This is a genomic window from Agathobaculum sp. LCP25S3_E8 (genome assembly GCF_052117165.1).
Lineage (GTDB): Bacteria > Bacillota > Clostridia > Oscillospirales > Butyricicoccaceae > Agathobaculum.
Genome location: NZ_JBQKJR010000002.1, coordinates 14,163 through 38,499 on the forward strand (window position 1 = coordinate 14,163; position 24,337 = coordinate 38,499).

At 58.6% G+C, this 24,337-nt stretch carries 25 protein-coding genes; 1 reads left to right on the plus strand and 24 read right to left on the minus strand.

Annotated elements, in window-relative coordinates:
* Positions 1-17: 17 nt before the first annotated feature.
* Positions 18-665, plus strand: coding sequence for a GNAT family N-acetyltransferase (locus tag ACTQ34_RS01205; protein ID WP_441362110.1), 648 nt, complete (start codon positions 18-20; stop codon positions 663-665).
* A 47-nt stretch (positions 666-712) separates the two neighbouring features.
* Here the strand turns inward: ACTQ34_RS01205 and ACTQ34_RS01210 are convergent, their stop codons facing one another.
* From ACTQ34_RS01210 to cdaA, 24 genes are all read right to left on the minus strand, one after another.
* On the minus strand, positions 713-1,906 hold the full coding sequence (locus ACTQ34_RS01210; RefSeq protein ID WP_441362263.1) for a pyridoxal phosphate-dependent aminotransferase: 1,194 nt from the start codon (positions 1,904-1,906) through the stop codon (positions 713-715).
* A 143-nt stretch (positions 1,907-2,049) separates the two neighbouring features.
* Positions 2,050-2,712 (minus strand): thiamine diphosphokinase, encoded by a 663-nt coding sequence (locus ACTQ34_RS01215; protein WP_441362111.1) that lies wholly within the window; start codon positions 2,710-2,712, stop codon positions 2,050-2,052.
* Positions 2,682-3,581, minus strand: coding sequence for a ribosome small subunit-dependent GTPase A (gene rsgA / locus ACTQ34_RS01220; protein ID WP_441362112.1), 900 nt, complete (start codon positions 3,579-3,581; stop codon positions 2,682-2,684). The genes ACTQ34_RS01215 and rsgA overlap by 31 nt, the downstream gene beginning before the upstream one ends.
* A gap of 16 nt (positions 3,582-3,597) precedes the next feature.
* A complete protein-coding gene (gene pknB, locus ACTQ34_RS01225) occupies positions 3,598-5,655 on the minus strand; it encodes a Stk1 family PASTA domain-containing Ser/Thr kinase (protein ID WP_441362113.1) in 2,058 nt (685 codons plus the stop codon).
* Positions 5,656-5,661: 6 nt separating this feature from the next.
* Positions 5,662-6,414, minus strand: a complete 753-nt coding sequence (locus tag ACTQ34_RS01230) for a Stp1/IreP family PP2C-type Ser/Thr phosphatase (protein WP_441362114.1) — start codon at positions 6,412-6,414, stop codon at positions 5,662-5,664.
* Between the two features lie 69 nt (positions 6,415-6,483).
* Positions 6,484-7,518, minus strand: a complete 1,035-nt coding sequence (gene rlmN / locus ACTQ34_RS01235; RefSeq protein WP_441362115.1) for a 23S rRNA (adenine(2503)-C(2))-methyltransferase RlmN — start codon at positions 7,516-7,518, stop codon at positions 6,484-6,486.
* On the minus strand, positions 7,515-8,867 hold the full coding sequence (gene rsmB, locus ACTQ34_RS01240; protein ID WP_441362116.1) for a 16S rRNA (cytosine(967)-C(5))-methyltransferase RsmB: 1,353 nt from the start codon (positions 8,865-8,867) through the stop codon (positions 7,515-7,517). Before rsmB ends, rlmN begins: the two co-directional genes overlap by 4 nt.
* Positions 8,860-9,567 (minus strand): zinc metallopeptidase, encoded by a 708-nt coding sequence (locus ACTQ34_RS01245; protein WP_441362117.1) that lies wholly within the window; start codon positions 9,565-9,567, stop codon positions 8,860-8,862. Before ACTQ34_RS01245 ends, rsmB begins: the two co-directional genes overlap by 8 nt.
* A 3-nt stretch (positions 9,568-9,570) precedes the next feature.
* Positions 9,571-10,503: a methionyl-tRNA formyltransferase gene (fmt, locus tag ACTQ34_RS01250; RefSeq protein WP_441362118.1), complete on the minus strand. Its 933-nt coding sequence runs from the start codon at positions 10,501-10,503 to the stop codon at positions 9,571-9,573.
* Positions 10,500-11,000 carry a peptide deformylase gene (gene def / locus ACTQ34_RS01255; RefSeq protein WP_441362119.1) on the minus strand — a complete coding sequence of 167 codons (501 nt, stop codon included), beginning with the start codon at positions 10,998-11,000 and terminating at the stop codon, positions 10,500-10,502. Before def ends, fmt begins: the two co-directional genes overlap by 4 nt.
* A 1-nt stretch (position 11,001) precedes the next feature.
* Positions 11,002-11,610: a GNAT family N-acetyltransferase gene (locus ACTQ34_RS01260; protein WP_441362120.1), complete on the minus strand. Its 609-nt coding sequence runs from the start codon at positions 11,608-11,610 to the stop codon at positions 11,002-11,004.
* A 204-nt stretch (positions 11,611-11,814) separates the two neighbouring features.
* Entirely contained in the window at positions 11,815-14,268 is a 2,454-nt protein-coding gene (gene priA / locus ACTQ34_RS01265) for a replication restart helicase PriA (RefSeq protein ID WP_441362121.1), read from the minus strand.
* A gap of 26 nt (positions 14,269-14,294) precedes the next feature.
* Positions 14,295-15,494, minus strand: coding sequence for a bifunctional phosphopantothenoylcysteine decarboxylase/phosphopantothenate--cysteine ligase CoaBC (gene coaBC / locus ACTQ34_RS01270; protein WP_441362122.1), 1,200 nt, complete (start codon positions 15,492-15,494; stop codon positions 14,295-14,297).
* Between the two features lie 3 nt (positions 15,495-15,497).
* Positions 15,498-15,893 (minus strand): DNA-directed RNA polymerase subunit omega, encoded by a 396-nt coding sequence (rpoZ, locus tag ACTQ34_RS01275; protein WP_441362123.1) that lies wholly within the window; start codon positions 15,891-15,893, stop codon positions 15,498-15,500.
* Between the two features lie 56 nt (positions 15,894-15,949).
* Positions 15,950-16,516 carry a guanylate kinase gene (gene gmk, locus ACTQ34_RS01280; RefSeq protein WP_441362124.1) on the minus strand — a complete coding sequence of 189 codons (567 nt, stop codon included), beginning with the start codon at positions 16,514-16,516 and terminating at the stop codon, positions 15,950-15,952.
* Positions 16,503-16,766, minus strand: a complete 264-nt coding sequence (gene remA / locus ACTQ34_RS01285) for an extracellular matrix/biofilm regulator RemA (protein WP_441362125.1) — start codon at positions 16,764-16,766, stop codon at positions 16,503-16,505. Before remA ends, gmk begins: the two co-directional genes overlap by 14 nt.
* A gap of 190 nt (positions 16,767-16,956) precedes the next feature.
* Positions 16,957-17,832: a YicC/YloC family endoribonuclease gene (locus tag ACTQ34_RS01290; RefSeq protein ID WP_441362126.1), complete on the minus strand. Its 876-nt coding sequence runs from the start codon at positions 17,830-17,832 to the stop codon at positions 16,957-16,959.
* A gap of 17 nt (positions 17,833-17,849) precedes the next feature.
* Positions 17,850-18,353 (minus strand): hypothetical protein, encoded by a 504-nt coding sequence (locus ACTQ34_RS01295; RefSeq protein ID WP_441362127.1) that lies wholly within the window; start codon positions 18,351-18,353, stop codon positions 17,850-17,852.
* Position 18,354: 1 nt separating this feature from the next.
* Positions 18,355-18,975 (minus strand): DnaJ domain-containing protein, encoded by a 621-nt coding sequence (locus ACTQ34_RS01300; RefSeq protein ID WP_441362128.1) that lies wholly within the window; start codon positions 18,973-18,975, stop codon positions 18,355-18,357.
* On the minus strand, positions 18,962-19,846 hold the full coding sequence (locus ACTQ34_RS01305) for a DUF5685 family protein (RefSeq protein WP_441362129.1): 885 nt from the start codon (positions 19,844-19,846) through the stop codon (positions 18,962-18,964). Before ACTQ34_RS01305 ends, ACTQ34_RS01300 begins: the two co-directional genes overlap by 14 nt.
* Before the next feature lie 118 nt (positions 19,847-19,964).
* Positions 19,965-20,378 (minus strand): SoxR reducing system RseC family protein, encoded by a 414-nt coding sequence (locus ACTQ34_RS01310; protein ID WP_441362130.1) that lies wholly within the window; start codon positions 20,376-20,378, stop codon positions 19,965-19,967.
* Between the two features lie 81 nt (positions 20,379-20,459).
* Positions 20,460-22,046, minus strand: a complete 1,587-nt coding sequence (locus tag ACTQ34_RS01315) for an NAD(P)/FAD-dependent oxidoreductase (protein ID WP_441362131.1) — start codon at positions 22,044-22,046, stop codon at positions 20,460-20,462.
* Positions 22,043-23,413 carry a CdaR family protein gene (locus ACTQ34_RS01320; RefSeq protein ID WP_441362132.1) on the minus strand — a complete coding sequence of 457 codons (1,371 nt, stop codon included), beginning with the start codon at positions 23,411-23,413 and terminating at the stop codon, positions 22,043-22,045. The genes ACTQ34_RS01315 and ACTQ34_RS01320 overlap by 4 nt, the downstream gene beginning before the upstream one ends.
* Positions 23,410-24,309, minus strand: coding sequence for a diadenylate cyclase CdaA (gene cdaA, locus ACTQ34_RS01325; RefSeq protein WP_441362133.1), 900 nt, complete (start codon positions 24,307-24,309; stop codon positions 23,410-23,412). The genes ACTQ34_RS01320 and cdaA overlap by 4 nt, the downstream gene beginning before the upstream one ends.
* Positions 24,310-24,337: the final 28 nt, after the last annotated feature.

The following is a 24,337-nucleotide window of genomic DNA, read 5'->3' on the forward strand; positions in this document are numbered from 1 at the left end:
ATACAGGAGGTGCCATCATGCGAAAAGCCCGGCAGGAAGACCGCGCGGCACTGGCCGCGCTGATGTTTGACCAGTTTTACGAAAAGCAGGAATTGCAGCAGCAGTTTTCCGGCATCGACCCGGAAACCGCCCACACAATCGGCCCGACCATTCTCAGCCTCGGACAAGGCTACTTTTTCTCCCGCGGGGACGTGTTCGTATGCGATGCACCGGACGGCACGCTGGCGGGCGCGCTCGTCGGCGCAGACCCGCGCCGCCTGTCCCGCTTTGGCCCGATTGGGCAGTTTTTCTACGCCCTGCGCCACAGCCGCGCCTTACGTGACATCCCCAATTCTCTGCTGACGCAAATTATGCGCAACAGCCGTCCGGTTTTGGCGGTACACAGCGCAAACTGGTACAAACGCTATTGCGGCCGGCCGTATTATATCGCGCAGTTCGCGGTAGCAAAGCCCTACCGCGGTACAGGTATTGCGCGCGAACTGCTGGAAGGTGCCATTGAGCACGCCGCCGCGCAAGGCTATCCGGCGATCGCGCTCGAGACGCTGTCACGTGAAAACGTGCCGATGTACCTCCACTTTGGCTTCAAGCTCAAACAAGTATACACCAGCGGAGAATTCACCGAATACCGGCTTCTGCTGCCGCTGCTCTCTCCGCTTTCCATATAGAAACAAAAAGGACGTGCTTTTGCACGTCCTTTTGATATGGTTCATTTTTATGCGTTCTTGATAAACTCCTCCAGCCGGTCAAGGCCCTTATCAATCTCCGCCAGCGAGGTCGCATAGCTCCAGCGAACAAAGCCCGGTGCGGCAAACGCGGTGCAAGGCACCGTCGCAACCAAGCCCTTTTCCAGGAAGAGCTGCGCAAAATCCTCCGCGCTCTCGATTTTCTTGCCGTACATGGTTTTTCCGAGGAAGTTCTTCATGTTCATCATCACATAGAACGCACCCTGCGGCTTGATGCAGGAAACACCCTCAATGCGGTTCATGCGCTCCACCAAATGGTCGCGGCGTGCCTCGAACGCCTGCTTCATCACCTGCATATCCTCCTGCGGGCCCTTGAGCGCCACAATGGCCGCATACTGCGAAATCGTAGAGGGAGCGGATGTCGAGTGGCTCAGATAATTGCTCATCACGCGCGCCAGCTCCGGATTGGACGCACTGTAACCGATGCGCCAGCCGGTCATGGCGTAGCTCTTGGATACGCCGTTGACAATAATGGTGCGGTTCTTCACATCCTCATTCAGTGACGCAAAGGAAACAAATTCAATATCATCGTACACCAGGTTGCAGTAAATCTCATCCGCAATGACATAGATATTCTTGCGGCAGCAAACCTCCGCAATCGCTTCCAGCTCCTCGCGGGTGTAAACCATACCCGTCGGATTGCAGGGCGAGTTGAGCATAAACACCTTGGCTTTGTCCGTGATAGCCGCTTCCAGCTGCGCCGCCGTTATCTTGAAGTCCTGCTCTTCTTCCGCCGTCACAATCACCGGCACCGCGCCCGCCTGCTGCACCATTTCCGAATAGCTGACCCAGTAAGGTGCCGCGATGACGACCTCATCGCCCGGGTTGCACAGCGTCATCAGCGCGATATAAACCGAGTGCTTCGCGCCCGAAGCCACGACAATCTGCTTCGGCTCATAGTCGAGACCGAAATCCGCTTTCAGCCGATAGCACGCTGCCTCGCGCAGCTCCATCAGACCGGCTGCCGGCGTATAGCGGGTCTGGTTATTCTCAATTGCTTCGATACCTGCCTGCTTGATGTGTTCCGGAGTCGGGAAATCCGGCTCACCCGCGCCAAAGCCGACCACATCCTTACCCTCGGCCTTCATCTGCTTGAACAGCGAGTCGATGACAAGCGTTGTTGATGCCTGTACCCCCGCCGCGATTCTGGAAATCGGTTTCAATGCCACTGCTCAGCACTCCCTTTTCGTCTCTCTATGGTTTTATTATATGCCTGCCGGTTTATTTTTGCAAGTCCGCGCCTGCAAAACTGCAAAACAGAAGAATAGAAAAAACCGCCGGTTTGGGCGGTTTTGGTGTGGATATTTCACAAAGCGCGGTCAAAGTCGCGCGAAAAGACGACGAGCGCACGCCCATCGCGGATTTCGACCGTAACAATCTCGTTTGCCGCAGCCTCGTTAGAAATGGTAATCATGCCTGCGCGCGTGACCGTTGCATCACGCAACGGATATTTTGCATTTTCAATCGTCACGCCATGCAGCACAGCATCCAGCGGCACAATGGAGAAATAGCGGTACGCCGCCGGCATTTTGAATTTCTGACAGCCGCCCTCATGCAAAACGATGCGGTTTTGCCGATCGAGCACGGCCAGACGCCCACCCATGGCATATGCTTCTTCCAGCAGCGATAGGTTGGCCAGCATATGGTCGATGCGCCCACCGGTCGCGCAGACGAGCGTCGCCTCGGTACAGCCGCGGCGGAACACCTCGCGCAGACAGCCCTGCGTATCCGTGTCATCCTTTTCCGGCTTCAGGCGAATAATCTCCGCGCCCTCGACCTCCGGCATGGAATCGCAGTCTGAAATCATAAAATCCGGATGCAGTCCAAGCGCGCGCGCATGGCGCAGACCACCGTCCGCACATGCAATCAGCGCATCCGGGTGCTCCGCCAGAAACGCGCGGATGTAGTCGTATTCGGTTTCGGGTGCAGCCGCGAAAATCAGCGCGTGCCGCCCTTGGAAATCTCCCATTGTTTCAAATCCTTTACGCTGTCGTACAGCTTCACATAGCTTTCATGGCGGCTTCTGGCAATCTCTCCTGCTTCGACCGCCGCCCGCACCGCACAGCCTTTTTCTTTTACATGTGCGCACCCGGTAAACTGACATCGACCGAGATAGGGTGCAAACTCAGGGAACGCATATTGCAGGTCCTCCGCCAGTACCAAGTCCATCTGCTCGGTCTCAAACGAGGAAAAGCCGGGGGTGTCCGCGATGTAACCGCCGCCCGCAATCGGATGCAGCTCAACATGCCGTGTAGTATGTTTGCCGCGTCCGATGCGGTCGGAAATGGCGCCTACCGCCGCGCCGAACTGCGGGTCGATGCGGTTGAGCACGCTCGACTTTCCCACGCCCGAATTGCCGGCAAACGCTGCTACACGTCCACGCAAACGCTCTTTGAGCGCGTCGATACCGTCGCCGGTCAGTGCACTGACACGCAGTACATCTATACCGCTTTTCTGATAGGTTTCAAACAGCGCGTCTCCCTGGTTTTCGTCCGTTTTATTGATGACCACCAGTGCGCCGATCTCCTTGTGTACCGCAATCGCCGTCACCTTGTCGATCAAAAACGGGTCGGTCACGGGTGGTGCGGCTGAGGCGACCGCTACCAGCAGATCAAGATTGGCCACCGCAGGCCGTACCAGACTGTTTTTGCGTGGCGCAATGTCGAGCAGATAGCCCGTGCCGTCCTCCGGCTGAATTTCAAGCGTCACGCGATCGCCCACAATGGGCTTGCCCACCGTTTTCCGAAAGCGCCCGCGCGCCTTGCACTCAATCAGGCCTTCGGCGGTGTCCACATAGTAGAACCCGCCGATGCCTTTGAGAATGATCCCTTCGATCAAACCTTCGCCCCTCCCGTCAGCTGAACGTGTAGGTCTGTGAGCTGGATACGCCATCCACGCTGACTGTAACCTCATGCTGTCCGGGCGTGCTGGTCAACGGTACCGAAATGCTGCCCAGACTGGTCTCATGCGTCTCGTCATACTGCACCACGCCGTCCACCGAAATAACCACATGGGCCATATCTGTATTATCCGGCAATGTCACCGGAACGGTTGCAGAACCGGTGGTTGGTGTGGTCGGCTCCTGCGTGCTGCCGCCATTGCCTCCGCTGCTCTCACCGCCGGTATCCGGCTTTTCTTCCTGATCCGAATTATCCGGGGTGGTGGGCTGCTCGCTCTTGCCCTTGGAAATCTGAATGTTGATCGCGGTTCCTTGGCTGACCTCCGTATCCTTGCTCACCGACTGCCAGACAACCGTACCAACGGACGCGGAGCTTTCTACCTGATCAACCGATCCGAGCACCAGTCCTTTATCCGTCAGTGCCTTCTCTGCAGCACTCTGCGACAGGCCGTATAGATTGGGCACTGTGGCCTTCTTTTCCTCCTTGCCCTTGCTGAGATAGATGGTCAAGGTCGCGCCCTTTTCCAATTCTTCGCCAGCAGCGGGATCGGTGCGGGTGATTTTGCCCGCTTCGACCTCATCGCTGTATTCCTCCTGCGTCTGATAACTGACGTCATGCTCGTCCAGCATGGCCTGCGCATATTCCAGCGTGCGGCCCTTGAAGTCGATGATCTTATACGTGTCGCTGACATTATCGCCGCCCGCAGAGACAGTCAGCGTAATGATTGTGCCTTTGGTCACCTTGGTTCCCGGTTCAGGATCCTGTTCCAGAATCTCGCCCACCGGTCGCTCGGATTCCAGCCGGTTCGCGGCCTCCTGAATGGTAAACTGACCTGTATAAGTCGAATCGGCCATCACGTCATCAATTGTCTGCCCGACCAGCGACGGCACCGTCAGCTTTTCCTCACCGTTGCCGCCCGTGACAATCAACAGACCGACCACCACCAGCGCAATGACCGCCACAACCGCCACCGCGATGCCTGCGGCCAGTCCCGGACGTTCGGCCAGGCGCTCAAAAAAGCCTTCCGGCTCACGTACTGCTGTCGCAGTCTCGCGCCGCTGCGCTGCCGCATGCGCCGCTTGCTCCTGCACGGCTGTGCGGCGTGCCGCGCGCTGCACGTCACGGCCGATGACCTGCGTTTCACCTGCTTCGTCATCCGCACACGCATAGCCGAAGCGTGTCTGCGCATCGTTTTTGAGTTGCTCCAAATCCGCATACAGCGCTTCCGCCGAAGCATAACGCTTATTGATGTTGGCGCACATGGCGTGCATCACAATCTCATCCAGTCCCTTGGGGATGCCGGGCATGAGTTCACTCGGCGTGAGCGGCACGGCATTTAGGTGCTGCATGACAACCTGCAGGGCCGTTTCGCCCTCAAACGGCAGCTTGCCGGTGAGCATCTCGTACATCACAACGCCCAGCGAGTAAATGTCCGTGCGGTAATCGATCTTGGAGCCTTTCGCCTGTTCGGGCGAGATATAATGCACCGATCCGATGGCTTCCTGCACCACGCGGGTTTCCTGCGTAGTTGCAAAAGACGCAATGCCGAAGTCGGTCAGCTTTGCCGTACCGTCGCGCAGAATAATAACGTTCTGCGGCTTGATGTCCTGATGGATGATGCCGCGGGAGTGTGCGTGTATCAGCGCGCGGCAGATTTGTTCTGCAAAGAACACAGCCTCCTGCCAGCCCAAGTGACCTTTTTTCTGCAAATATTCCTTGAGGGTAATCCCCTCAATCAGTTCCATGACGATATAGTCCGTTCCGTTTTCGCTGCCGACATCATACACCGACACGATGTTATGATGGCTGAGCTTGGCGACCGCCTGCGATTCAATCGAGAATCGCTTACGGATATCCGGGTCTTTGGCATATTCGTCCTTGAGAATTTTGACGGCGACATAGCGGTTGAGCACATGGCAGCGCGCACGATAAACGACCGCCATGCCGCCCACGCCAACCACATCAATGATCTCATACCGGCCGCCGAGCAGTTTGCCGATATATTTATCCATAGGGGGTTACGCCTCCTCTTCCGCGCCGCGGGTGAACAGCGCAACCGTGATATTATCGCGGCCGCCGCCCTCCAGCGCGAGGGTCAGCAGCGCATCGCCCGCCAGCGCGAGCGTTTTGGCATCTTTGAGTGTCTGCGCGATTTTCTCGTCCTCAACCATGCCGGTCAACCCGTCCGAGCAAAGCAGCAGAACCTCGCCCGGCGCGAGCCGTGCTTCAAACAGATCGCCGTCCACGTCCGGCTCCACGCCGACCGCACGGGTGATCAGATTTTTTTGAGGATGTGTGCGGGCGTCTGCTTCCGTGATGCGGCCCTGACGGCGCATCTCCTCGACATAGGAGTGATCCTCGGTCAACTGGTGCAGGCGCGTGCCATCGAATAAGTAGGCTCGGCTGTCCCCGACATTCAGGATGGTCGCCTCTTCGCCCTGTACCAGCGCCGCAACCAGCGTGGTGCCCATGCCACGGAATTCGGGCTGCCGTCCGGCAAGTGAAAACACCGTATCATTGGCTTGCACCAGCGCATACGACAGCAGTGTTTGCCTTTTTTGCGCATCCAACGCCTCATTCAACGCACTACGTGCCGCCTCCATGAACGACTGCGCGGCAAAGCGGCTGGCCACGTTGCCCGCGTTTGCGCCGCCCATGCCGTCGCACACGACAAGCAGCACGGTCTGGTTATCCTCCCGCGCTTCGATTTGATAGATATCCTGATTGGTCGGGCGCACACGGCCTCTGTCCGTCAAGCCAAACCATTCCATAGGAACACCTCCAGTGTCTTGTAAGGATGATATCTCCCGTTCGGGTATCCGGTTTTGGTTCAACCGGCCTTAACTCTGCTGTTTTTGCAGTTCTCTGCGGCGCAGCTGGCCGCAGGCGGCATCAATGTCCGGGCCGAGCCGCCGACGCACGGTCGCGGTTACGCCGCGCTTTTCCAACGCCTGCTGGAAACGGCGCACCGCCTCGGGCCGCGAAGGCCGCAGCGGGCTTTCCGCCACCTCGTTGAGCGGAATGAGATTAACGTGCGCGGGCCTGCCGCGCAGGAGCGCGGCCAGCTTTTCCGCCTGCCATGGGCGGTCGGTCTTATCACGCGCCATCATGTACTCGTAGGAAATGCGCCGCCCGGTCGTGTCGAAATAGTATCGGCAGGCGCGCATCAGCCGCTCGACCGGATACGCGTCGTTTACCGGCATGATGGACGAGCGCGTCTCATCGTCCGGCGCATGCAGAGACACCGATAAGGTTATCTGCAATTTTTCTCCCGCTAACTTCTCTATTTTATCAGCAATTCCGCTTGTTGACAAGGAAATATGCCGCTGTCCGATATTGATGCCCTCGGGACAGCTGACCAGATGCAGAAATTTGAGCACGTTGTCGTAGTTATCGAGCGGCTCACCCGTGCCCATCAGCACGATGTTGGACACCGTCTCACCGCTGTCCTTCTGCATAAACAGCACTTCATCCAGAATTTCGCCTGCGGATAAGTGGCGTTTGAGACCGTTCAAACCCGAAGCGCAGAACTTGCACCCCATCCGGCAGCCCACCTGCGTGGACACGCAGACCGACACGCCGTGCTCGTAGTGCATGAGCACGGATTCGACGCAGTCGCCATCCCGCAGCCGCCACAGATATTTGACCGTACCGTCCACTTTACTTACCTGCTTGCGCGCCACCTGCGGCACGGTCAGCACAAAGCGTTCGGCCAGCCGCGCGCGCAGGTCTTTGGACAGGTTGGACATCTCTTCAAAGGACTCTACCCCTTGGTGGAGCCATTTGAAGATCTGTCCCGCGCGGAACGGCTTTTCACCCATCTGGGCAAGCTCGGCTTTCAGTTCTTCGATTGTCAGGGACTTGATTTCTGTCATGCGTTCTTCTTCCTCATTTTGGCGATAAAAAAGCCGTCGGTCTGATGTACGGGCGGCAGCAGCGTCACCATGCCGTCCTCGCGTGCGCCGCATGCCTTGTGTTCCCACGGCACGGCCTCAAACGACGGGTTTGCGGCGAGAAACGCGCGCACCACGTCCTCGTTTTCGCGCTGCAAAATCGTGCAGGTCGAGTAGACCAACGTGCCGCCTGATTTGACATACTGCGCGCAGTTTTGCAGGATTTTCGCCTGCAAGTCAGGCAGATTTTCCAGCTCTGCGGGGTCTTTGTAGCGGATTTCCGGCTTTTTGCGGATGATACCCAGTCCCGAGCACGGCACATCGCACAGGACCACATCCGCTGTACCCTTCCACTCGTCCCGCGGCGCAGCGGCATCCTGCAAGGCAGTCTGGATATTTGAAAGCCCCAGCCGCTGCGCGCCTTCTCTGATACGGGTCAGCTTATGTTCGTAAATATCGCACGAAGTCACGCTGCCGCGCCCCTGCATGCGTCCGGCCATGGCAAAGCTCTTGCCGCCGGGTGCGGCGCAGCAGTCGAGCACTGTGTCGCCCAGCTTGGGGTCGGCCACCGCAGCCGCGAGCGCGCTTGCCGCGTCCTGCACGGTGATTTCGCCCGCCTGAAATGCGGGCATTGCCGCCACATCCCCACCAGTACAGAGCAGGATATCATCGAATGCCGGATGCGCCTGCACGGTCAATCCCGCGCTTTCGAGCGCGGCGCGCGCGGCTTCCGACGTGGTTTTCAAAAGATTCACACGCACGGACACCGGCGTATCCGCGTTGTCCGCCTGACACAGCTTTTCGGCCATTTTCTGCCCGAACTGCTCGGACCACAACCGCACCAGCCATTCGGGATGGCTGTATTTCAGAGCGTAGTAACTTTCCTTGTCCGGACAGTCCAGCACGGGCAGACTGCTATTTTGCACTGCGTCTGCCGCGTGCCGCAGCACGGCGTTCGCAAAGGAAACCGTGCGCCCGTCCGCACGGCAGTACCGCCGCACCAGTTCCACCGTCTCCGCGACTGCAGCGTGCGGCGGGATTTTATCCATCAAAATCAGCTGATACAGCCCCATGCGCAGGCAGATGCGCACGCGCGGCGCAATCTTTTTGAGCCGCACGCTGGAAAAATGCCGCAGATACCAGTCGAGCAGCATCTCGTTCTGCACCGTGCCGTACACCAGCCGGGAAGCGAGCGCCGCATCACGGCTTTCGAGTGCAGCGCGGGCAAGGCACTGATGCAGCGCGCCGTCCGACCACGCGCCGTCCTCGTCCATCGAGAACAGTGCAAAGGCTGCGGCTTCGCGCGCCGTGCGCGGGCGTTTGTCAGTCATCTCGTCTCCGTCCTCCAAAAATCAGCAACAGTCGCAAAAGCTGCGCGAGCGATACGGCCAGTGCGGCCACATAGGTCATCGCGGCGGCGGTCAGCGTCTTTTTCGCCATCGGGTATTCGTCCTCATAGAGCAGATTGCGTTCGCGAATGGCCGCCAGTGCGCGGCGCGATGCGTCCAACTCGACCGGGAGCGTCACCAGCTGGAACAGGGTCGACAGCGCAAACGCAAGGATGCCAATGTTGATAAATACCTCGGAATTGAGGAAAATGCCTGCCAGAATCAGTGGAAACGCCGCCATCGATCCGAACTGCGTCAGCGGGATGATGGCCGAGCGCAGCCGGATGGGGAAATACCCGACCGCGTGCTGCACCGCGTGGCCCGCCTCATGCGCGGCTACGCCGACCGACGCGACCGAGGTCGAATCATACACCGCGTCCGACAGACGGATGACGTTCGAGCGCGGGTCAAAATGGTCGGTTAAGCGACCGGACACGCGCTCGATACGCACGCCGGTCACACCGTTTGCTCGCAGCACGGCATCCGCAGCTTGTGCGCCGCTCAATCCACGTCGATTAAGCACCTGCGAATATTTGCCGAAGGTGCTTTTGACCTTGCTCTGCGCCCAGAATGCCAGAATAATGCACGGAACCACCAGCACGATATAATACATATCGATGCCGTAATAACCAAAATAAGGCATAATTTACTCCTTTGATTCGCCCAAAACGGTTGCTTTCTCCACCGCATGGCCGCGCAGGAAATCCGCGCTCTTCATGCGTTTGCCGCCGACCAGTTGAATCTCCTCGAGTGCAAGCGCCCCCGCGCCGCACGCCACTACAAGCCCCTTTTTCGCATCGCTCACCAGCACTTCGCCCGGCTTTCCCTTGCCGTCCACCGGCTGCGCCGCATACACCTTGAGCCGCGCACCGTCCAGTGTTGTCAAGGCGACCGGCCATGGATTCAGGCCACGAATCAGGCAATCAATCTCATGCGCCGATTTGGACCAGTCTATCGCCGCCATCTGCTTATCCAGCATATGCGCATAGCAGCTTTGGCTGTCATCCTGCGGGATAGGCGTGATGGTGTCGAGCCGGTCGAGTGTTTCCACCAGCAGCTGCGCCCCCGCCTGCGCCAGCCGGTCAAACAGCTCGCCCGCAGTCTCCCGCACGCCGACTTCGGTTTCGTACTTCAGCAACATATCGCCCGTGTCCAGCCCCTCGGCCATGAGCATGGTTGTCACGCCTGCTTTTTGGTCGCCCGCGATGACCGACCACTGGATGGGCGCGGCGCCGCGCCAGCGCGGCAGCAGTGAACCATGCACATTGATGCATCCGCGCGGCGGGATATCCAGCACGGCTTTCGGCAGCAGTTTGCCGTAGGCCACCACAATGATACCCTCAGGTGCGAGCGCGCGCAGCTGCGCCTGGGCGTCCTCGTTTTTGAGCGTCTGCGGCTGATAGACCGGGATGTTGTGCTCCAGCGCCAATGTTTTCACCGGCGGCGGAGTCAGAATCTGCTTGCGGCCCTGCGGCTTATCGGGCTGGGTGTACACCGCGCACACCTCATGCCCCGCGTCAATGAGCGCCTGCAAGCTCGGCACGGCGAAATCCGGCGTGCCCATGAATACCAGCCTCATTCCGCATCTCCCTCATCGCCCTGCTGCAAGTCCTCGGGATCGACATATTCCTCTACCTTCTCGGTAAACAGATGGCCGTCCAGATGCTCGGTCTCATGGCAGAAACACTGCGCGACAATGCCCTCGCCCTCGCGCTCAAACCAGTTGCCGTCGCGGTCCTGCGCACGGATTTTGGCCCAGGTCGGGCGGGTAACGTAGCCATATACGCCCGGTACGGACAGGCAACCCTCAACCACACGCTCTTCGCCGCGTGTCTCAATCACCTCAGGATTGACCAGCTCGATCAGCTCCTCCGGCTCGGTGTTGACGTCCAGCAGCACGACCACGCGGCGCAATACACCGACCTGCGGTGCGGCAAGACCGACGCCGCCCGAATTTTCCAGCGTCTCACGCATATCGTCAAGCAGTGTGTGCAGACGCGTGTCGAATTTTTCCACCTTGCGGCTGTGCTTCAAAAGCTGTTCATCGCCCTGTGTCAGAATTTTACGAAGTGCCATGTCAGTTCAGTCCTCCATCCTTCAGCATTGCCGTATACCGGCGCAAACATTCCTGTATTTTTTCTTCTTCGAGCTTGGGAAACAGCACGACCGGCTGCGCCGGTCCGTCCCCGCCCATGCGCTTTTCAAACCAGCCCACGTCGTGCCACCGTTCGAACTTCCATCCCGAACCGTGCCACACGCCCGTGAGTACAAAGCCCAGCTTTTCATGCAGACGGCGGCTTTTTTCGTTCGGCAGCGTGACACAGCCGTACAAAATACGTACATTTTGCTTTTCCAGCAAATCAATCAGGCAGCGGTACAGCACCGTACCCACGCCGCATCCCTGCGCCGCAGGCGCAAGGTAAATCGAAAGCTCGACCGCCCAATCGTACGCCGCGCGCTCACGAATGTGATGCGCATAAGCATAGCCGACCGGCTTTCCGTCCCGCTCACACACAAGATAGGGAAACTGCGTGAGTGTGTCCGTGATGCGCACGGCAAATTCTTCCGCCGTGGGCACCTCATATTCAAATGTGATAACCGTATCCGTAATGTACGGCTGATATATTTTCAGCAGCGCAGCCGCATCCTCTGCCGCCGCCCGCCGGATTACAAATTGTTCTTCCATATTGCATCCTCCGTGCCGCAGGCACGCATTTATTCGCAAAGCCAGATAACATCTTGCTTTGCATAAAAACCGGGAGCATGTATCACGGTTTTTATACCAGTGCATAGCAAAGTGTGCCAAGTTGCGCGCTTTGCGCAGCTTTTGGATGCATCCGCGCGCTGCGTGGTGCATCCCCTCGATTGGGACTGTACGTCTCAATCGAAGCTATAGATCAGGATTTTCGTCTGCAAACAGGGTAATTCCCCGGTTTTTGCTGTCCTGCAAAAACTCGCGCATCACGCCTGCAATCAGCGCGCGCCAACGTGCTGTATTTTGTGCCCGCATGGTCAGATGATAGCGATATCGTCCCATCACCTTGACCACCTGCGCCGCCGCCGGGCCGAGCACAGGCGCTTTCACGTCCGTATACTGCCCTTCCATCAGGCTTTGCAGGCGGGTTTTGAGGGAAAGCAGACTTGCCAGCACCTGCTGTTCGACCTCGCCCACCGCAGTCAGCACGGTCAAATCGCACATCGGCGGGCATTGCAGCGCCTGCCGCGTTTCCATCTCACGCTCATAAAACGCTTCATAGTCCTGCCGCGCGGCGGTCAGGATGACCGAATGCGTCGGGCTGTAGGTCTGGATAACCGCTTTGCCCGTGTCAAACCGCCGTCCCGCGCGCCCGACCACCTGCGTGATGAGCGAAAACGTACGCTCGCGTGCGCGGTAATCCTGCGCATAGAGACTTTGGTCTGCATCCAGCACGCCGACGAGTGTCACGTTTTCGAAATCCAGCCCCTTGGTCACCATCTGCGTACCGAGCAGGATATCCGCGCCGCCCTTTGCGAACTGCGTCAGCAGCTTTTCGTGCGCGCCCTTGGTGGTCATCGTATCCGCATCCATACGCAGCACGCGCGCGGACGGAAATTTTTCGTGCAACTCCTGTTCGACCCGCTGCGTGCCCGGTGTTTCGGTAAACAGACTCGTTCCGCCGCAGACCGGGCAGGTGCCTGTAATTTTGATTGATGCGCCGCAATAGTGGCACATCGCGCGACCGGAAGCCGAGTGGTAGGTCATACTCGTCGAACACGACGGGCATTCGGGCACCCAGCCACACAGCGCGCAGCCAATCACGCGGCTGTTGCCGCGCCGGTTGAGGAACAGAATCGACTGTTTGCCACGGTTCAGCGTGTCAATCAGCTCACTTTCCAGCTGCTGACCGATGACACCGCTGCGCCCTTCGCGGGCCTGTCCGCGCAAATCTGCAATCTGCACCTCAGGCAAACTGGCACCCATAAACCGCTCGGTGAGCGAAAACACCGGATATTTGCCCTGCTTTGCCCCGTAATAGGTCTCGACCGAGGGGGTCGCAGAGCCGAGCACGAGCAACGCGCTTTCGTGTGCAGCGCGGTACTTTGCCACGTCGCGTGCATGATAGCGCGGGGACTGCTCGGATTTATACGCACCGTCCTGCTCCTCGTCGAGGATGAGCACCCCCAGGTGCTCGACCGGCGCGAACACCGCCGAGCGCGTTCCAACAACAACGCGCGCGCGGCCGGATTTGATTTTCTTAAAGCTGTCATACCGTTCTCCGGCCGACAGCGCAGAATGCAGCACAGCGACTGCATCACCAAACTGTGCGGCGAACTGCCGCATGACCTGCGGCGTCAGCCCAATCTCAGGCACAAGCACGATTGCACTTTTGCCCTGCTCGAGCGCGTGCGCAATGAGCTTGAGATACACCTGCGTTTTGCCGCTGCCGGTCACGCCGAACAACAGCGCCGCGCGCGGCGCATTCTCGTCCATCAAGGCGGCAAGTCCGTCGTACGCCTGCTGCTGCTGTTCGCTGAGTACCGGGAGCGGTGCAGGCGGCACCTCGGAAAAATCCGGCGTGCGCAGGCGTTCCTCCTGCCGTGCGCGCAGTATGCCCTTCTTGACCATGTCGCGCAGCGCCGCATCGGTCACGCCGGTCATGTAAACCAGCTCTTTCTGGCTCATCCAGCCGCCGTCTGCCAGCACCGACACCACATCCAGCCGCGCGGGGCTGCGGCGGCTGATGCGCGCCATCGCCTCGCCCGCCTCCATGTCGAGCGCGAGCATCTTCTCAGTCTTGTCACCCGATTTCTGCACAGTATTGCTGTGATAAATCAGCACACCCTCGCCCGTCAGCGCATCCAGCACGCGGGTGACGCTCTTGCCGCCCAGCCGCTGCCGGACATCGGATACCGCCAGCGTTTGCCCCGGCTGGTCGAACAACGCGAGTACGCGCCCCGCGTCTCCGTCCCGCTGCCGCAACGCAGCAAGGTCGACATCGGGTGCAAGCGTATAGGTCTCGTTGCGCTTGAACCACAGTCCTGCGGGCAGCATAACATGCACACAATCAAAAAAAGTGCAGTACAGCCGCTCGCGCATCCACGCGGCAAGTTTGAGCTGCTGCGCAGTCAAAATCGGCGTATCGTCCAGCACCTCGATGACCGGCTTGAGCTTATGCCCGCCCGCATCCTCTCGGAACGCGAGCACGACCGCTTCCGCCCGTTTATTGCCAAAGCCGAACGGCACGAGAACACGGGTGCCGATTTGCACCTGTTCCCGCAGCTCGTCCGGCACACGGTAGGAGTACAGCTTGTCGATGGCGTAGGTCGCCGCGTCCACGGCAACCGCACAGATGTGTTCCGTCAACCGCTATACTCCTTTCTCTTTCCAGTTTAGTTTGCCCGCATCGCCAGCAGGCGGTCAAAAATTACGTCCGCCACATCCTCTTTAGGCATGAGCGGCGGAGTTTCGCGCGTCCCGTCCGCAAACAGCAGCGTGACGGCGTTGGTGTCTGTGCCGAAACCCGCGCCCTTGTCGCGCAAAGAGTTGGCAACCAGCATATCGCAGTTTTTGCGGCGCAGCTTGTCGGCAGCGTTCTCCAAAAGGTTCTGCGTCTCCATCGCAAAGCCGCAAAGCTGCTGCCCCGGCCGCTTGTTCCGGCCAAGTTCTGCCAGAATGTCCGGGTTGCGTACCAGAGCGACGGACAAATCATCGTCGTTCTTTTTCAGCTTTTCATCTGCCGTCTGCGCGGGCCGATAGTCGCCCACTGCGGCGGCCTTGATGATGATGTCCTGCGCATCTGCGCGGGATAGCACCGCGTCGTACATGTCGCGCGCGGAGACAATGTCCACGCGCTCGACACCCAAAGGTGTTGCCAGCGCGGTCGGACCGGAAACCAGCGTGACCGTCGCCCCACGCATCGCCGCGCGTGCCGCAATGGCGTAGCCCATCTTACCCGTCGAATGATTGGACAGGAAGCGCACCGGGTCGAGCGCCTCCTGCGTGGGCCCGGCAGTGACCAGCACCCGCAGCCCCTTGAGGTCCTGCGGCGTGAGCGCCTGCTCGATGCCGTGCAGTAGCGTCGGCGTATCCGGCAGCTTGCCGCGTCCCGTATCCCCGCAGGCGAGGTGTCCCGCCGCCGGGTCGACGATGTGAAAGCCCCGCGCACGCAAGGTGTTCAGGTTTTGCTGCGTGACCAGATTGTCGTACATGCCGGTATTCATCGCAGGCGCGATAACAACCGGTGCCTTAGTCGCCAGCAGCGTGGTCGAAACCATATCATCCGCAATGCCGTGCGCGGCTTTCGCAATGATATTGGCCGTCGCAGGCGCGATAACGAACACATCGGCGGCTTTTGCCAGCGAAATATGCTCTACCTCCCACGCAAAGTTGCGGTCGAAGGTGTCCACCACCGTACGATAACCCGACAGGGTCTCAAACGTGATGGGAGAAATGAACTGCGTAGCTGATTCGGTCATCAGCACACGCACCGTCGCCCCCGCCTGACGCAGCTTGCTGGTCAGGTCGGCGGCTTTATAGGCCGCAATGCCGCCCGTCACACACAGCACCACGGTTTTCCCAGCCAGAAGCATGGCTCAGCGGTCCTCCTCCGGCACATCGCCGTCGTCCAGCTCATGGTCGTCAAACTCGTCCAGGCGGCGGGTTTCCTCCTCCTCCTGCACTTCGGCGTTGTCCTCGTCGGAAACCGCGCCCTCTTCGTCGTCCAAATCAATGGTGTCGTCCACATCGACCATTGCCGCTGCAATCGCATTATTCTGCGCAATCACCGGCGTGGTTTTCGGACCCGGACGATAGACAATTGTGCCGGCTGCAATCTCGTCAAGCGCCAGTTTTACCGCCTTATCCGGCAGCTGCTCACCGCTCTCCTCCGCCTGTTCGGCGATATCGCGGGCGCGCTGCGCAGCCAGATTGACCAGCAGATAGCGGTTGCCCACACGTTTCATCAATTCCTGCATTGAAGGTTTCAGCATAGTAATCCAATCTCCTTATATTACCCTTTGTATTATTTATGAAAAGAACCGCGCCGTTATGTACGGCGCTTTGCCAGAATATCCCTGAGTTCTTCCACAGCCCGGTCCAGCTCATCGTTGACAACGACATAATCAAACCGGTCTTGGAATTTCAACTCCTCTTTGGCGGTTTCCAGACGTTTGAGCACCTTTTCCTCGTCCTCGGTGCCGCGTCCGCGCAGCCGCGCGGCCAGCTCTTCAAACGAGGGCGGCGCGATGAATACCATCACTGCATCCGGCCGCTTTTCATGCACCTGCATTGCGCCCTGCACCTCGATCTCGAGAACCACGTCATAACCCTCGTCAAGTTTTTCGTTGACCGGTGCTTCGAGCGTGCCATAGTAATTATCCACATAGCGCGCGTGCTCCAAAAAGGCGTTCTGTGCAATTTTTTCCTCAAATTCATCCTTGGAAAGGAAGTAATACTGCACACCGTCTGTTTCGCCCGGACGCGGCGCGCGCGTGGTCGCGGAAATCGAATAGAACAGGCGGTCGTCCTGTTCCTGCAGGCGCGAGAGCAGCGTCCCTTTGCCTGCGCCCGATGGGCCGGTAAATACATATAAGGTTCCTTTACGCATCTTCACTCGCTCCTTCCTCCGTATCGCCCGCAAAGCGGGCCGCCACTGTTTCCGGCTGCAAAGCACTGAGCACCACATGGTCGCTGTCCATAATCAACACGGCACGCGTGCGGCGGCCATAGGTACCGTCAATTACCATGCCGCGGTCACGCGCCTCCTGCACCGTGCGCTTGACCGGCGCAGACTCCGGACTGACAATGGCAATCAGCCGCGACGAGGCCACCATATTACCGAACCCGATATTGATGAGTTTCACCCGTGCCGCCCCCTTTCAATTTCGTCTCGTGCGGAAGCACGCTTCCACACGAATGAGTCGTATCCAAAAGTCGGGCACGGCCCGGACCGCCCGCTCTTGGCCTGCGGCCAATTCACCTTGAATCTCGACTTTTGGATGCCGCTCACAGAGCGGCTAATTGCATCGCGCTAAAGGCGCAAAAATATTTATATCACTCGATATTTTGGATCTGCTCGCGGATTTTTTCAATTTCACTCTTAATATCCACCACGATGCGCGCCATCGCCACATCGTTCGCCTTAGAGCCGATGGTGTTTGCTTCGCGGTTCATCTCCTGCACGAGGAAATCCAGCTTGCGGCCAACCGGCTGCGTCTCTTTCAGCATCTCATCCATCTGATGCAGATGGCTGCGCAGACGCACAGTTTCCTCATCCACCGCAGTCTTATCCGCATAGATGGCCGCTTCTGTCAGAATGCGCGTCTCGTCAATGCTGGTATCTGCCAGCACCTCCTGCATACGGGCCAGCAGCTTTTCACGATACTCCTTGACCCGTTCAGGCGAGCGCGTCTCCACCTCACCGACCATGCGCTCAATCGCTGCGCAGCGGCTGCGCACATCCTCCGCAAGTTTTTCGCCCTCGCACAGGCGCATTTGATTAAACCCATCGCACGCCTTATCAAACACCGCAAGCACGTCGCGCGTCATAGCCTCAGCATCCTGCTCAATGCGCTCGGAACCGAGTACGTCCGGCAGCTTGGCCAGCGTTGTGACGGTCACGTCGTCACGCAGGCCGTAAGTCTCACTCAAATCGTGCAGCGCGTCCAGATAGCGCTTTGCCAGCTGGTGGTTGACCGTGACGGCCACATCGCCGCCTTCCTCAACCTCTACGCTGACGAAAACCTCTACTTTACCGCGCGCGATACGGACAGCCGCGGCCTTTTTGACCGCATCATCCAGAAAACCGTACTGGCGCGGCGCTTTCACCGTGCAATCCAGATAACGGTGATTGACGGCGCGCAGCTCGACCGTAATGGTCTTGCCGTCCCGTTCCTCTTTCGCACGGCCGTAGCCGGTCATACTTTTCATATTGTTTTTCCCCTTCTTTAATCGGGCGGCAGGCTTCTGCGCAGCAGTGCGATCAGCCGTGACAACGCCACGTCATAGATAACAAATATAATATTGGCAACACCCCATGCCGCCACGAGCCGAAAACCGCTCAAAGAGAACTGCGGCAGGAAAACAAAAATTGCAAGCGCAGCCGCAATCACCAGCATGATATTGAAATACGCCAGCTTCAAATCCCTCTGTCTCCTGCGCGGCACATAACATTCCACGCAGAATTTTACAATCGGATACAGGCCGCAAAACAGCACATAAGCCGCAACCATAATTTTGCGCGGCACAAGCAGCGCAGACAGGATCGACACTGCCAGATACAGCGTCACTGCGGTTTTGAGCCGCGCGCGCTTCAAGAGCGGTACCGCCGAGGTCACGCCCGCCACCAGACAGGCCGCCGGTCCGACCGATATCGCCGTCCCGCCCACATATAACAGCGCCACAGCGGCTGCGGCCAGCAGGCCGCCGCGCGCGATTTCCTTCGTGTTCATATCAGCATCCTGCGTTGCAGCAGGCATTCAGGCAGCAGTTGCAGACCGCAAGCTGCACGCAGAAGTCACACAGATTGGTCTCCTGCATGGGGCGATAGCCGCCGTAGCCACCCGACATGTTCAAGTTGTTGAGCGCAGTGCGGTATTCCATATTGGACGGATCCATCTGACAAGCCTGCGTATAAGCGCGCGCAGCCTCGTCATACCAGCCCTTGCGATAATATACCGTACCCATCAGGTAGAACCATTCGGCGTCGCGGCCATTTGCGCGCTGCAGCAGCGCCTCGGCCATGCCCAGATTGCCCTGATTGATCGCCTGCCGCACCTGACTGTACAGCGAAGCATTCGCACCCGAATAGGCGCGCTGCTGCTGGCTGCCGCCATACTGCTGCCCGCCATACTGCTGTCCGCCCGACGCACCGGACGCGCTTTTGCCCGCGCGCTCATTCATAATCATGTCGTAGGCCTCGTTGATTTCCTTCATGCGGGCCTCCGCCAGATCAGCCAGCGGGTTGTTGATATAGTTGTCGGGATGATATTTGCGCGCCAGTTCGCGGTAAGCGCGTTTGACGTCGTCGTCGCTTGTCTGCGGCGTAACGCCGAGCACCTTATAGGGATCCATGTTTGCCCCATCCTCCGTTCGTTTGGTACGTCCCGTCCAGCACCTGTTTCGTCACCAACGGCATACCCAGAAAAATAATATTGCGGATTAGATCCGCGTCCCGCCCCATATCCAACAGGTCATATGCCATACAGATATCGGCGAGCGACCGCTCCAGCGTACGCTCAAACGGTTGTTTTATCTCTGTCAGATCCGGCGTGCGCAGGCCATAGCGCAGCGCCACCGGATTATAATTATCCTGTTCCAGATCCTCCGCCACATCCTGCGCAGCGTCGAGCAGATAAATCCACCGCCCGATGTGGTAAAACATCTGCCGCAGCACGCGCTCACGTGCGTCCCCGGTATGCGGCACTGCTGCCGCCGTCAGCCGGGCGGAAGCATCCGCCGCACGGTCCATCGAATCACATTTTTCGCGTTCCAGCTGCTGCAAATCGTCCAGCGCCTGCACCATTTCGCTATCTGCCTCGGGCAAACGTGCCCGCGCGCGTTCGTAGCCGCGCCGCCCTAGGCGGCACAGCAGCCATGCCAACGCGCGTTTCGGACCTTTTTCATCGGCCAGACTGTCACGGAATTTGTGATAGGTGAGCAGCACGCTCACATCTGCCGCCATCTCCAACGCCTCATCGGACTCGGCACATGCACGGCGCATCAGCGGATGTGCGTCGCACCGTTTGCGACACGGCGGCGCGGTTTGTTGCTGCCCGCAGCCGACCACCAACGCGAAAAACGTCATGTCATAGCTCAGGAACAGGGTGTAAAACCGGCCATACCGTGCGCGGATAGCATGACACAGCCCGCAATAGACCTGCTGGAACCGGTCAGCCTCTTTTACCCGCAATTCGGGCTTCACCGGACGGATAAAGCCAAACATTTCACAACCCTTTCCCGCCGTGTTTGTGCACGGCCTTGCGTATTCAATCTATTTTACCGAACTTTCTCCGATAGCACAAGAGCAAACGGCACAAAATCAGTAAAAATTCACAAAAATTTCAGAGCTTTTTTGTGATTTCAAACGGTACGCTGTTTTTCCGCTTCATCTCACGGCTGAAAAGAATCGCTGCCACGATGCCTGCGGCAAACAGTATGCCGCCACACAGCGCGGATATGCCCGCGCCCTTTTGCAGCGCGCTGCCCGCGCCGTAACCGACAAAAAACAGCACCACCGGAAGTAAATAAACCAGTCCTGCATAGCCGAGCACCTGTCCGGTTTCGCCCTCAATCAGCACACGCTCACCCACCTGTGCCTCCGCGCGGTTGCGCGCGGTGACATACAGCGTCTGCGTCTCCAGTCCGCCGCAGCCGCCGCACTTGGCGCAGTCATGCCCGCAGGCCGAGCGGCGGGTCACTTCAATTTCCGCCATGCCGCCGGGCAGTATTTTTTTAATTGTTCCCTGTTGGGTCAATGGTATCGCCTCTTTTTATAACTTTATATAGGTTTTTCGCGCCGCAGCACGACGCATCGCCCTGAATTGAAACTATACACTTCAATCCAAGGGCCGAAATTCTTCCATAATCCGATGTGCGGCCCGGATGCCGTCCACCGCCGCAGACATGATGCCGCCCGCATAGCCCGCGCCCTCGCCGCAGGGAATCACCCCCGCACATCCAAGACCGAACAAATCGTCTCCGCGCTTCATACGCACCGGAGAAGACGTGCGGGTCTCCGGCCCGGTCAGCAGCGCGTCAGCCGTGTCAAAGCCGCGAATCTTACGGCCGAAATACGGCAGACTGTCCCGCAGCATATCCTGCGCAAAGGATGGCAGACAAGCCGCCGCTTCGCCGAACTGCACGCCCAGCGGATAGCTTGGCTGCACCATACCCGCGCGCGTGCTCGGCCGTCCCGCCAGAAAATCGCCCACACGCTGACAGGGCGCACGATACAAGCCGGTTTGCGCAAACGCCGCACGCTCAATCCGACGCTGCAAAGCGACGCCGCCGAACGGCGTACCGTCATCAAAATCCGTCGGGTCAACCGACACCGCAAGCGCGGAATTGGCGTTTTTGCCATCGCGCGCATGATAGCTCATGCCATTGGTAACGACCGTATGCTCCTCGCTCTGCGCCGCAACGACCACACCGCCCGGACACATACAGAACGAATAGCAAGCTCGTCCTCCCTCGCGGCGGGACAGGTTGTACTCCGCAGGCGGCAAAAGCGGATGCCCCACATATTTGCCGTACAGCGCACGGTCGATTTCGCTTTGCAGATGCTCAATGCGCACGCCGACCGAAAATGCCTTCGGCTCAAAGTATACCCCATTTTGATACAGCGCATCAAAGGTATCGCGCGCCGAGTGGCCAATGGCCAGCACAGCCCGCTCGCAGGCGAACGCATCATCGCCCGCCTGCACGCCGCGCAGCGTACCGTTTTTAACCGAAGCACCGGTCAGGCATGTGTGAAACCGCACTTCACCGCCGTTTTGAATGATTTCGCGCCGCATGGCACGCACTACATTTTTCAGAATATCCGTACCCACATGAGGCTTGGCCTTTTTGACGATATCCGACGGCGCGCCGTGCGCTGCCAGCGTTTCCAGCACCGTGTCACAAAGCGGGTCGCCGATGCGCGTGGTCAGCTTGCCGTCTGAATACGCGCCCGCGCCGCCTTCGCCAAACTGGATGTTGCTCTCCGTGTCCAGCGCGCCGCCGCTCCAAAAGGCATCGACCGCGCGGTCGCGCGCATCCAAGTCACCGCCGCGCTCCAAAACGAGCGGTGCGTAACCGTGCTTTGCCAGCGTATAGGCCGCAAACAGACCCGCAGGCCCCAGTCCGACCACCACAGGCCGGTGTTCCAGCCGCTTGCTGCCGCAAGGAACCGCCGGTTTTTCATCCGGTTTATAACGCACGAAGGGCATTTGCAGTTTTTCTGCAAATGCCTTTTCGTCAATGGGTGCGTCCAACCGCACCGAATATACGCGAAAGATTTTGCCGCGCCGCGCATCAATGCTCACCCGATACACCGCCGCCTGCGCATCGTCTGAGGCAAGACCGGTCAGCCGTCTTGCCTCGGCCAGCGCCTGTTCCTCCGGCACATCAAACGGCAGACGGATATTGCTCACCATTAAGCTCATATACCGTCTCCGCCTTTCTCCGACGGCACCGCATCGGTATCCGCGCCATCATCCTGTGTCGCATCCGTGGTATCCGTGGTATCCGGCGGCGTTACCGTTTCTTCACCGTCCGGCCCGGTTATCTCAATTTCGACCTCCACATCGCCGCCGACCAGCGTGACACCGGAAGGCAAGCCCGTGGCAGCCACGACACCTTTCACCCTGTGCGTACCCAAACCGAGCGACACGGAATCAAATGTCAATCCGATTGACAGGCTGTTGAGATCCACCTGTTGCAGCGCGCTTTCACTGCCGCGCAGTTCAATCTCGACCGATTCGGTCAGCACGCTGACCGAATACGGTGTCTGCGCTTGCGCGGTATCGGTCGGCACGAATTTGGTCACCTGGATTTTGCGGGTGGAAACATTCTCCTGCTCCTTGACGCTGATGGTCACCTCTGCGGTCGAAGGCTGGCCGTTATCCAGCCGCACTCCTTCCGGCAGCGGAATTTCCATCTCCACAGGAACACCGGTGCGTACGTCATCCAAGGCAATCGTACCGAGGTTGATTTCCGTGATGCCGGCAAGCGTTTTCTGATCGCCGATAAGCGTGATGGAAGACGGATTGATGCTCACATTGACCTGATCTTCCTTGAGTGTTTCGCCATCGGTCAGCGAAACGGTCAGCGGCACACTCTCCACAGGATAAATCGGCACGCGCACGGTGATCGTATCGGTCTGACAGGTGACATGTGTACCCGTGATGGGCTCACCCGCATCGTTATACAAAGCAATGCTGCACTCACCGGTAAAAGTGGAGGACTTGCCCGTCACATCAATCGTACCGTATGCGTAAGCAACCTCCTTCAGCTCGGCCTCCGGACCGGAAATTGTGACCTCCTTGGTCGTGGTGGGTTCGGGCGTCCCCGGACGGCTGCCATCCGCCGCAGTACCCGTGGTTTCCACGCGGACAGGAACGGTTTCGGTTGTCACCTTATCCACCAGCACACGCACGGTCGACGGTTCTGTGCCCGTGGAATCGACGTTATAACTTCCGGTGGTGATCTGCGGCGTCAGCGCATATTCGCCCGCGCCGTCCGTAATCCCCGAAACGTCAATGGTTGCAGACACCTTCTTGCGGAACGTGCTGTCGGTTATCTCATTGTTCGGGCCTTCCACTCTCACGTCGATGGTCGTGGTATACTCAATTACCGAAAGATTGTAGTTATTCATCAGCTGCTCTGTACCGACCAGCTTGACCGGTACGTCACGGATAATGGTCGGTTTAATTGGGTTTTCGATATCGCGGACTACAATCCACAGAACAAATGCGAGCAGAATGGACAGCAGACGCAGCCAGATATCATGCTTTTTCATGAACTGCTTCACTTGCCCGCACCCCCCTTCCAGATGTTCCGAAGGGAAGAAATACCACGCTTATCCGGTTTTTCCGGCTCCAGCAATTCGGATTCAAGCACCTTTTTGAGCACTTCGGGCGACAGATGCCGTTTGAGCATACCGCCGATAGCGACCGAAATCGCGCCCGTTTCCTCGGAAACGACAACCAGCACGCTGTCAGACGATTCACTCATGCCGACCGCCGCGCGGTGGCGCGTACCCAAATCCCGCGACAGGGTCTGGCTGCCCGAAAGCGGCAGCACACAGCCGGCCGCATAAATCTTGCCCGCACGCATGATCAGCGCGCCGTCATGCAGCGGACTGTTCTTAAAGAAGATGTTCTTGAGCAATTCGGGCGACGGGTCGGCGTCCAGCAAAGTGCCGGTCGCGGCAATCTCTCCCAAACGCTCCTTGCGCTCGAACACAATCAGCACGCCGGTTTTGGTTTTGGACATATCCGCACAGGCCGAAACCGTTGCGTTGATGGCCGCCTCAATCTCATCGGGATCGTTTGCCGGAACGAGCAGACGGCTCAAATTGCCCTTGCCAAGCTGCTCGAGCAGACGTCGCAGCTCCGGCTGAAAGATAATCACCAGCACAAACGGCGCATAGTATACCGCCGTGCGCAGGATATAGGAAATCGACGTCAGTCCGAACCAGCTTGCCAGCAGCATCACCAGCGCCAGCACAAGAATGCCCTTGGCCAGCCGCGCCGCGCTGGTATCCTTGAGCAGCTTCATCATGCGGTAGATGATGTAGGCTACAATCAGAATATCGACCACGTCCATCGGCCCCGCGGTTTGCAAGGATGCAATCCCGCTCTTGAGCGATGAAAGCAGGTCGAAATTCTGAAGGGGCGGAATGAAAATGTTTTGAAAAGCCTCCATAAAGCCACCTGTCCTGTAAATTCGCAGC

Bases quoted from the DNA above. Each gene is read 5' to 3' on its own strand.
- cdaA (WP_441362133.1), bottom strand. From the start codon at position 24,309: ATGGAGGCTTTTCAAAACATTTTCATTCCGCCCCTTCAGAATTTCGAC.
- pknB (WP_441362113.1), bottom strand. From the start codon at position 5,655: ATGGATAAATATATCGGCAAACTGCTCGGCGGCCGGTATGAGATCATT.
- ACTQ34_RS01295 (WP_441362127.1), bottom strand. From the start codon at position 18,353: ATGAACACGAAGGAAATCGCGCGCGGCGGCCTGCTGGCCGCAGCCGCT.
- ACTQ34_RS01305 (WP_441362129.1), bottom strand. From the start codon at position 19,846: ATGTTTGGCTTTATCCGTCCGGTGAAGCCCGAATTGCGGGTAAAAGAG.
- ACTQ34_RS01215 (WP_441362111.1), bottom strand. From the start codon at position 2,712: ATGGGAGATTTCCAAGGGCGGCACGCGCTGATTTTCGCGGCTGCACCC.
- ACTQ34_RS01300 (WP_441362128.1), bottom strand. From the start codon at position 18,975: ATGGATCCCTATAAGGTGCTCGGCGTTACGCCGCAGACAAGCGACGAC.
- ACTQ34_RS01315 (WP_441362131.1), bottom strand. From the start codon at position 22,046: ATGAGCTTAATGGTGAGCAATATCCGTCTGCCGTTTGATGTGCCGGAG.
- ACTQ34_RS01230 (WP_441362114.1), bottom strand. From the start codon at position 6,414: ATGGAATGGTTTGGCTTGACGGACAGAGGCCGTGTGCGCCCGACCAAT.
- def (WP_441362119.1), bottom strand. From the start codon at position 11,000: ATGGCACTTCGTAAAATTCTGACACAGGGCGATGAACAGCTTTTGAAG.
- rsmB (WP_441362116.1), bottom strand. From the start codon at position 8,867: ATGACTGACAAACGCCCGCGCACGGCGCGCGAAGCCGCAGCCTTTGCA.
- fmt (WP_441362118.1), bottom strand. From the start codon at position 10,503: ATGAGGCTGGTATTCATGGGCACGCCGGATTTCGCCGTGCCGAGCTTG.
- rlmN (WP_441362115.1), bottom strand. From the start codon at position 7,518: ATGACAGAAATCAAGTCCCTGACAATCGAAGAACTGAAAGCCGAGCTT.
- ACTQ34_RS01205 (WP_441362110.1), top strand. From the start codon at position 18: ATGCGAAAAGCCCGGCAGGAAGACCGCGCGGCACTGGCCGCGCTGATG.
- ACTQ34_RS01290 (WP_441362126.1), bottom strand. From the start codon at position 17,832: ATGAAAAGTATGACCGGCTACGGCCGTGCGAAAGAGGAACGGGACGGC.
- coaBC (WP_441362122.1), bottom strand. From the start codon at position 15,494: ATGCTTCTGGCTGGGAAAACCGTGGTGCTGTGTGTGACGGGCGGCATT.
- rpoZ (WP_441362123.1), bottom strand. From the start codon at position 15,893: ATGCTGAAACCTTCAATGCAGGAATTGATGAAACGTGTGGGCAACCGC.
- ACTQ34_RS01260 (WP_441362120.1), bottom strand. From the start codon at position 11,610: ATGGAAGAACAATTTGTAATCCGGCGGGCGGCGGCAGAGGATGCGGCT.
- ACTQ34_RS01245 (WP_441362117.1), bottom strand. From the start codon at position 9,567: ATGCCTTATTTTGGTTATTACGGCATCGATATGTATTATATCGTGCTG.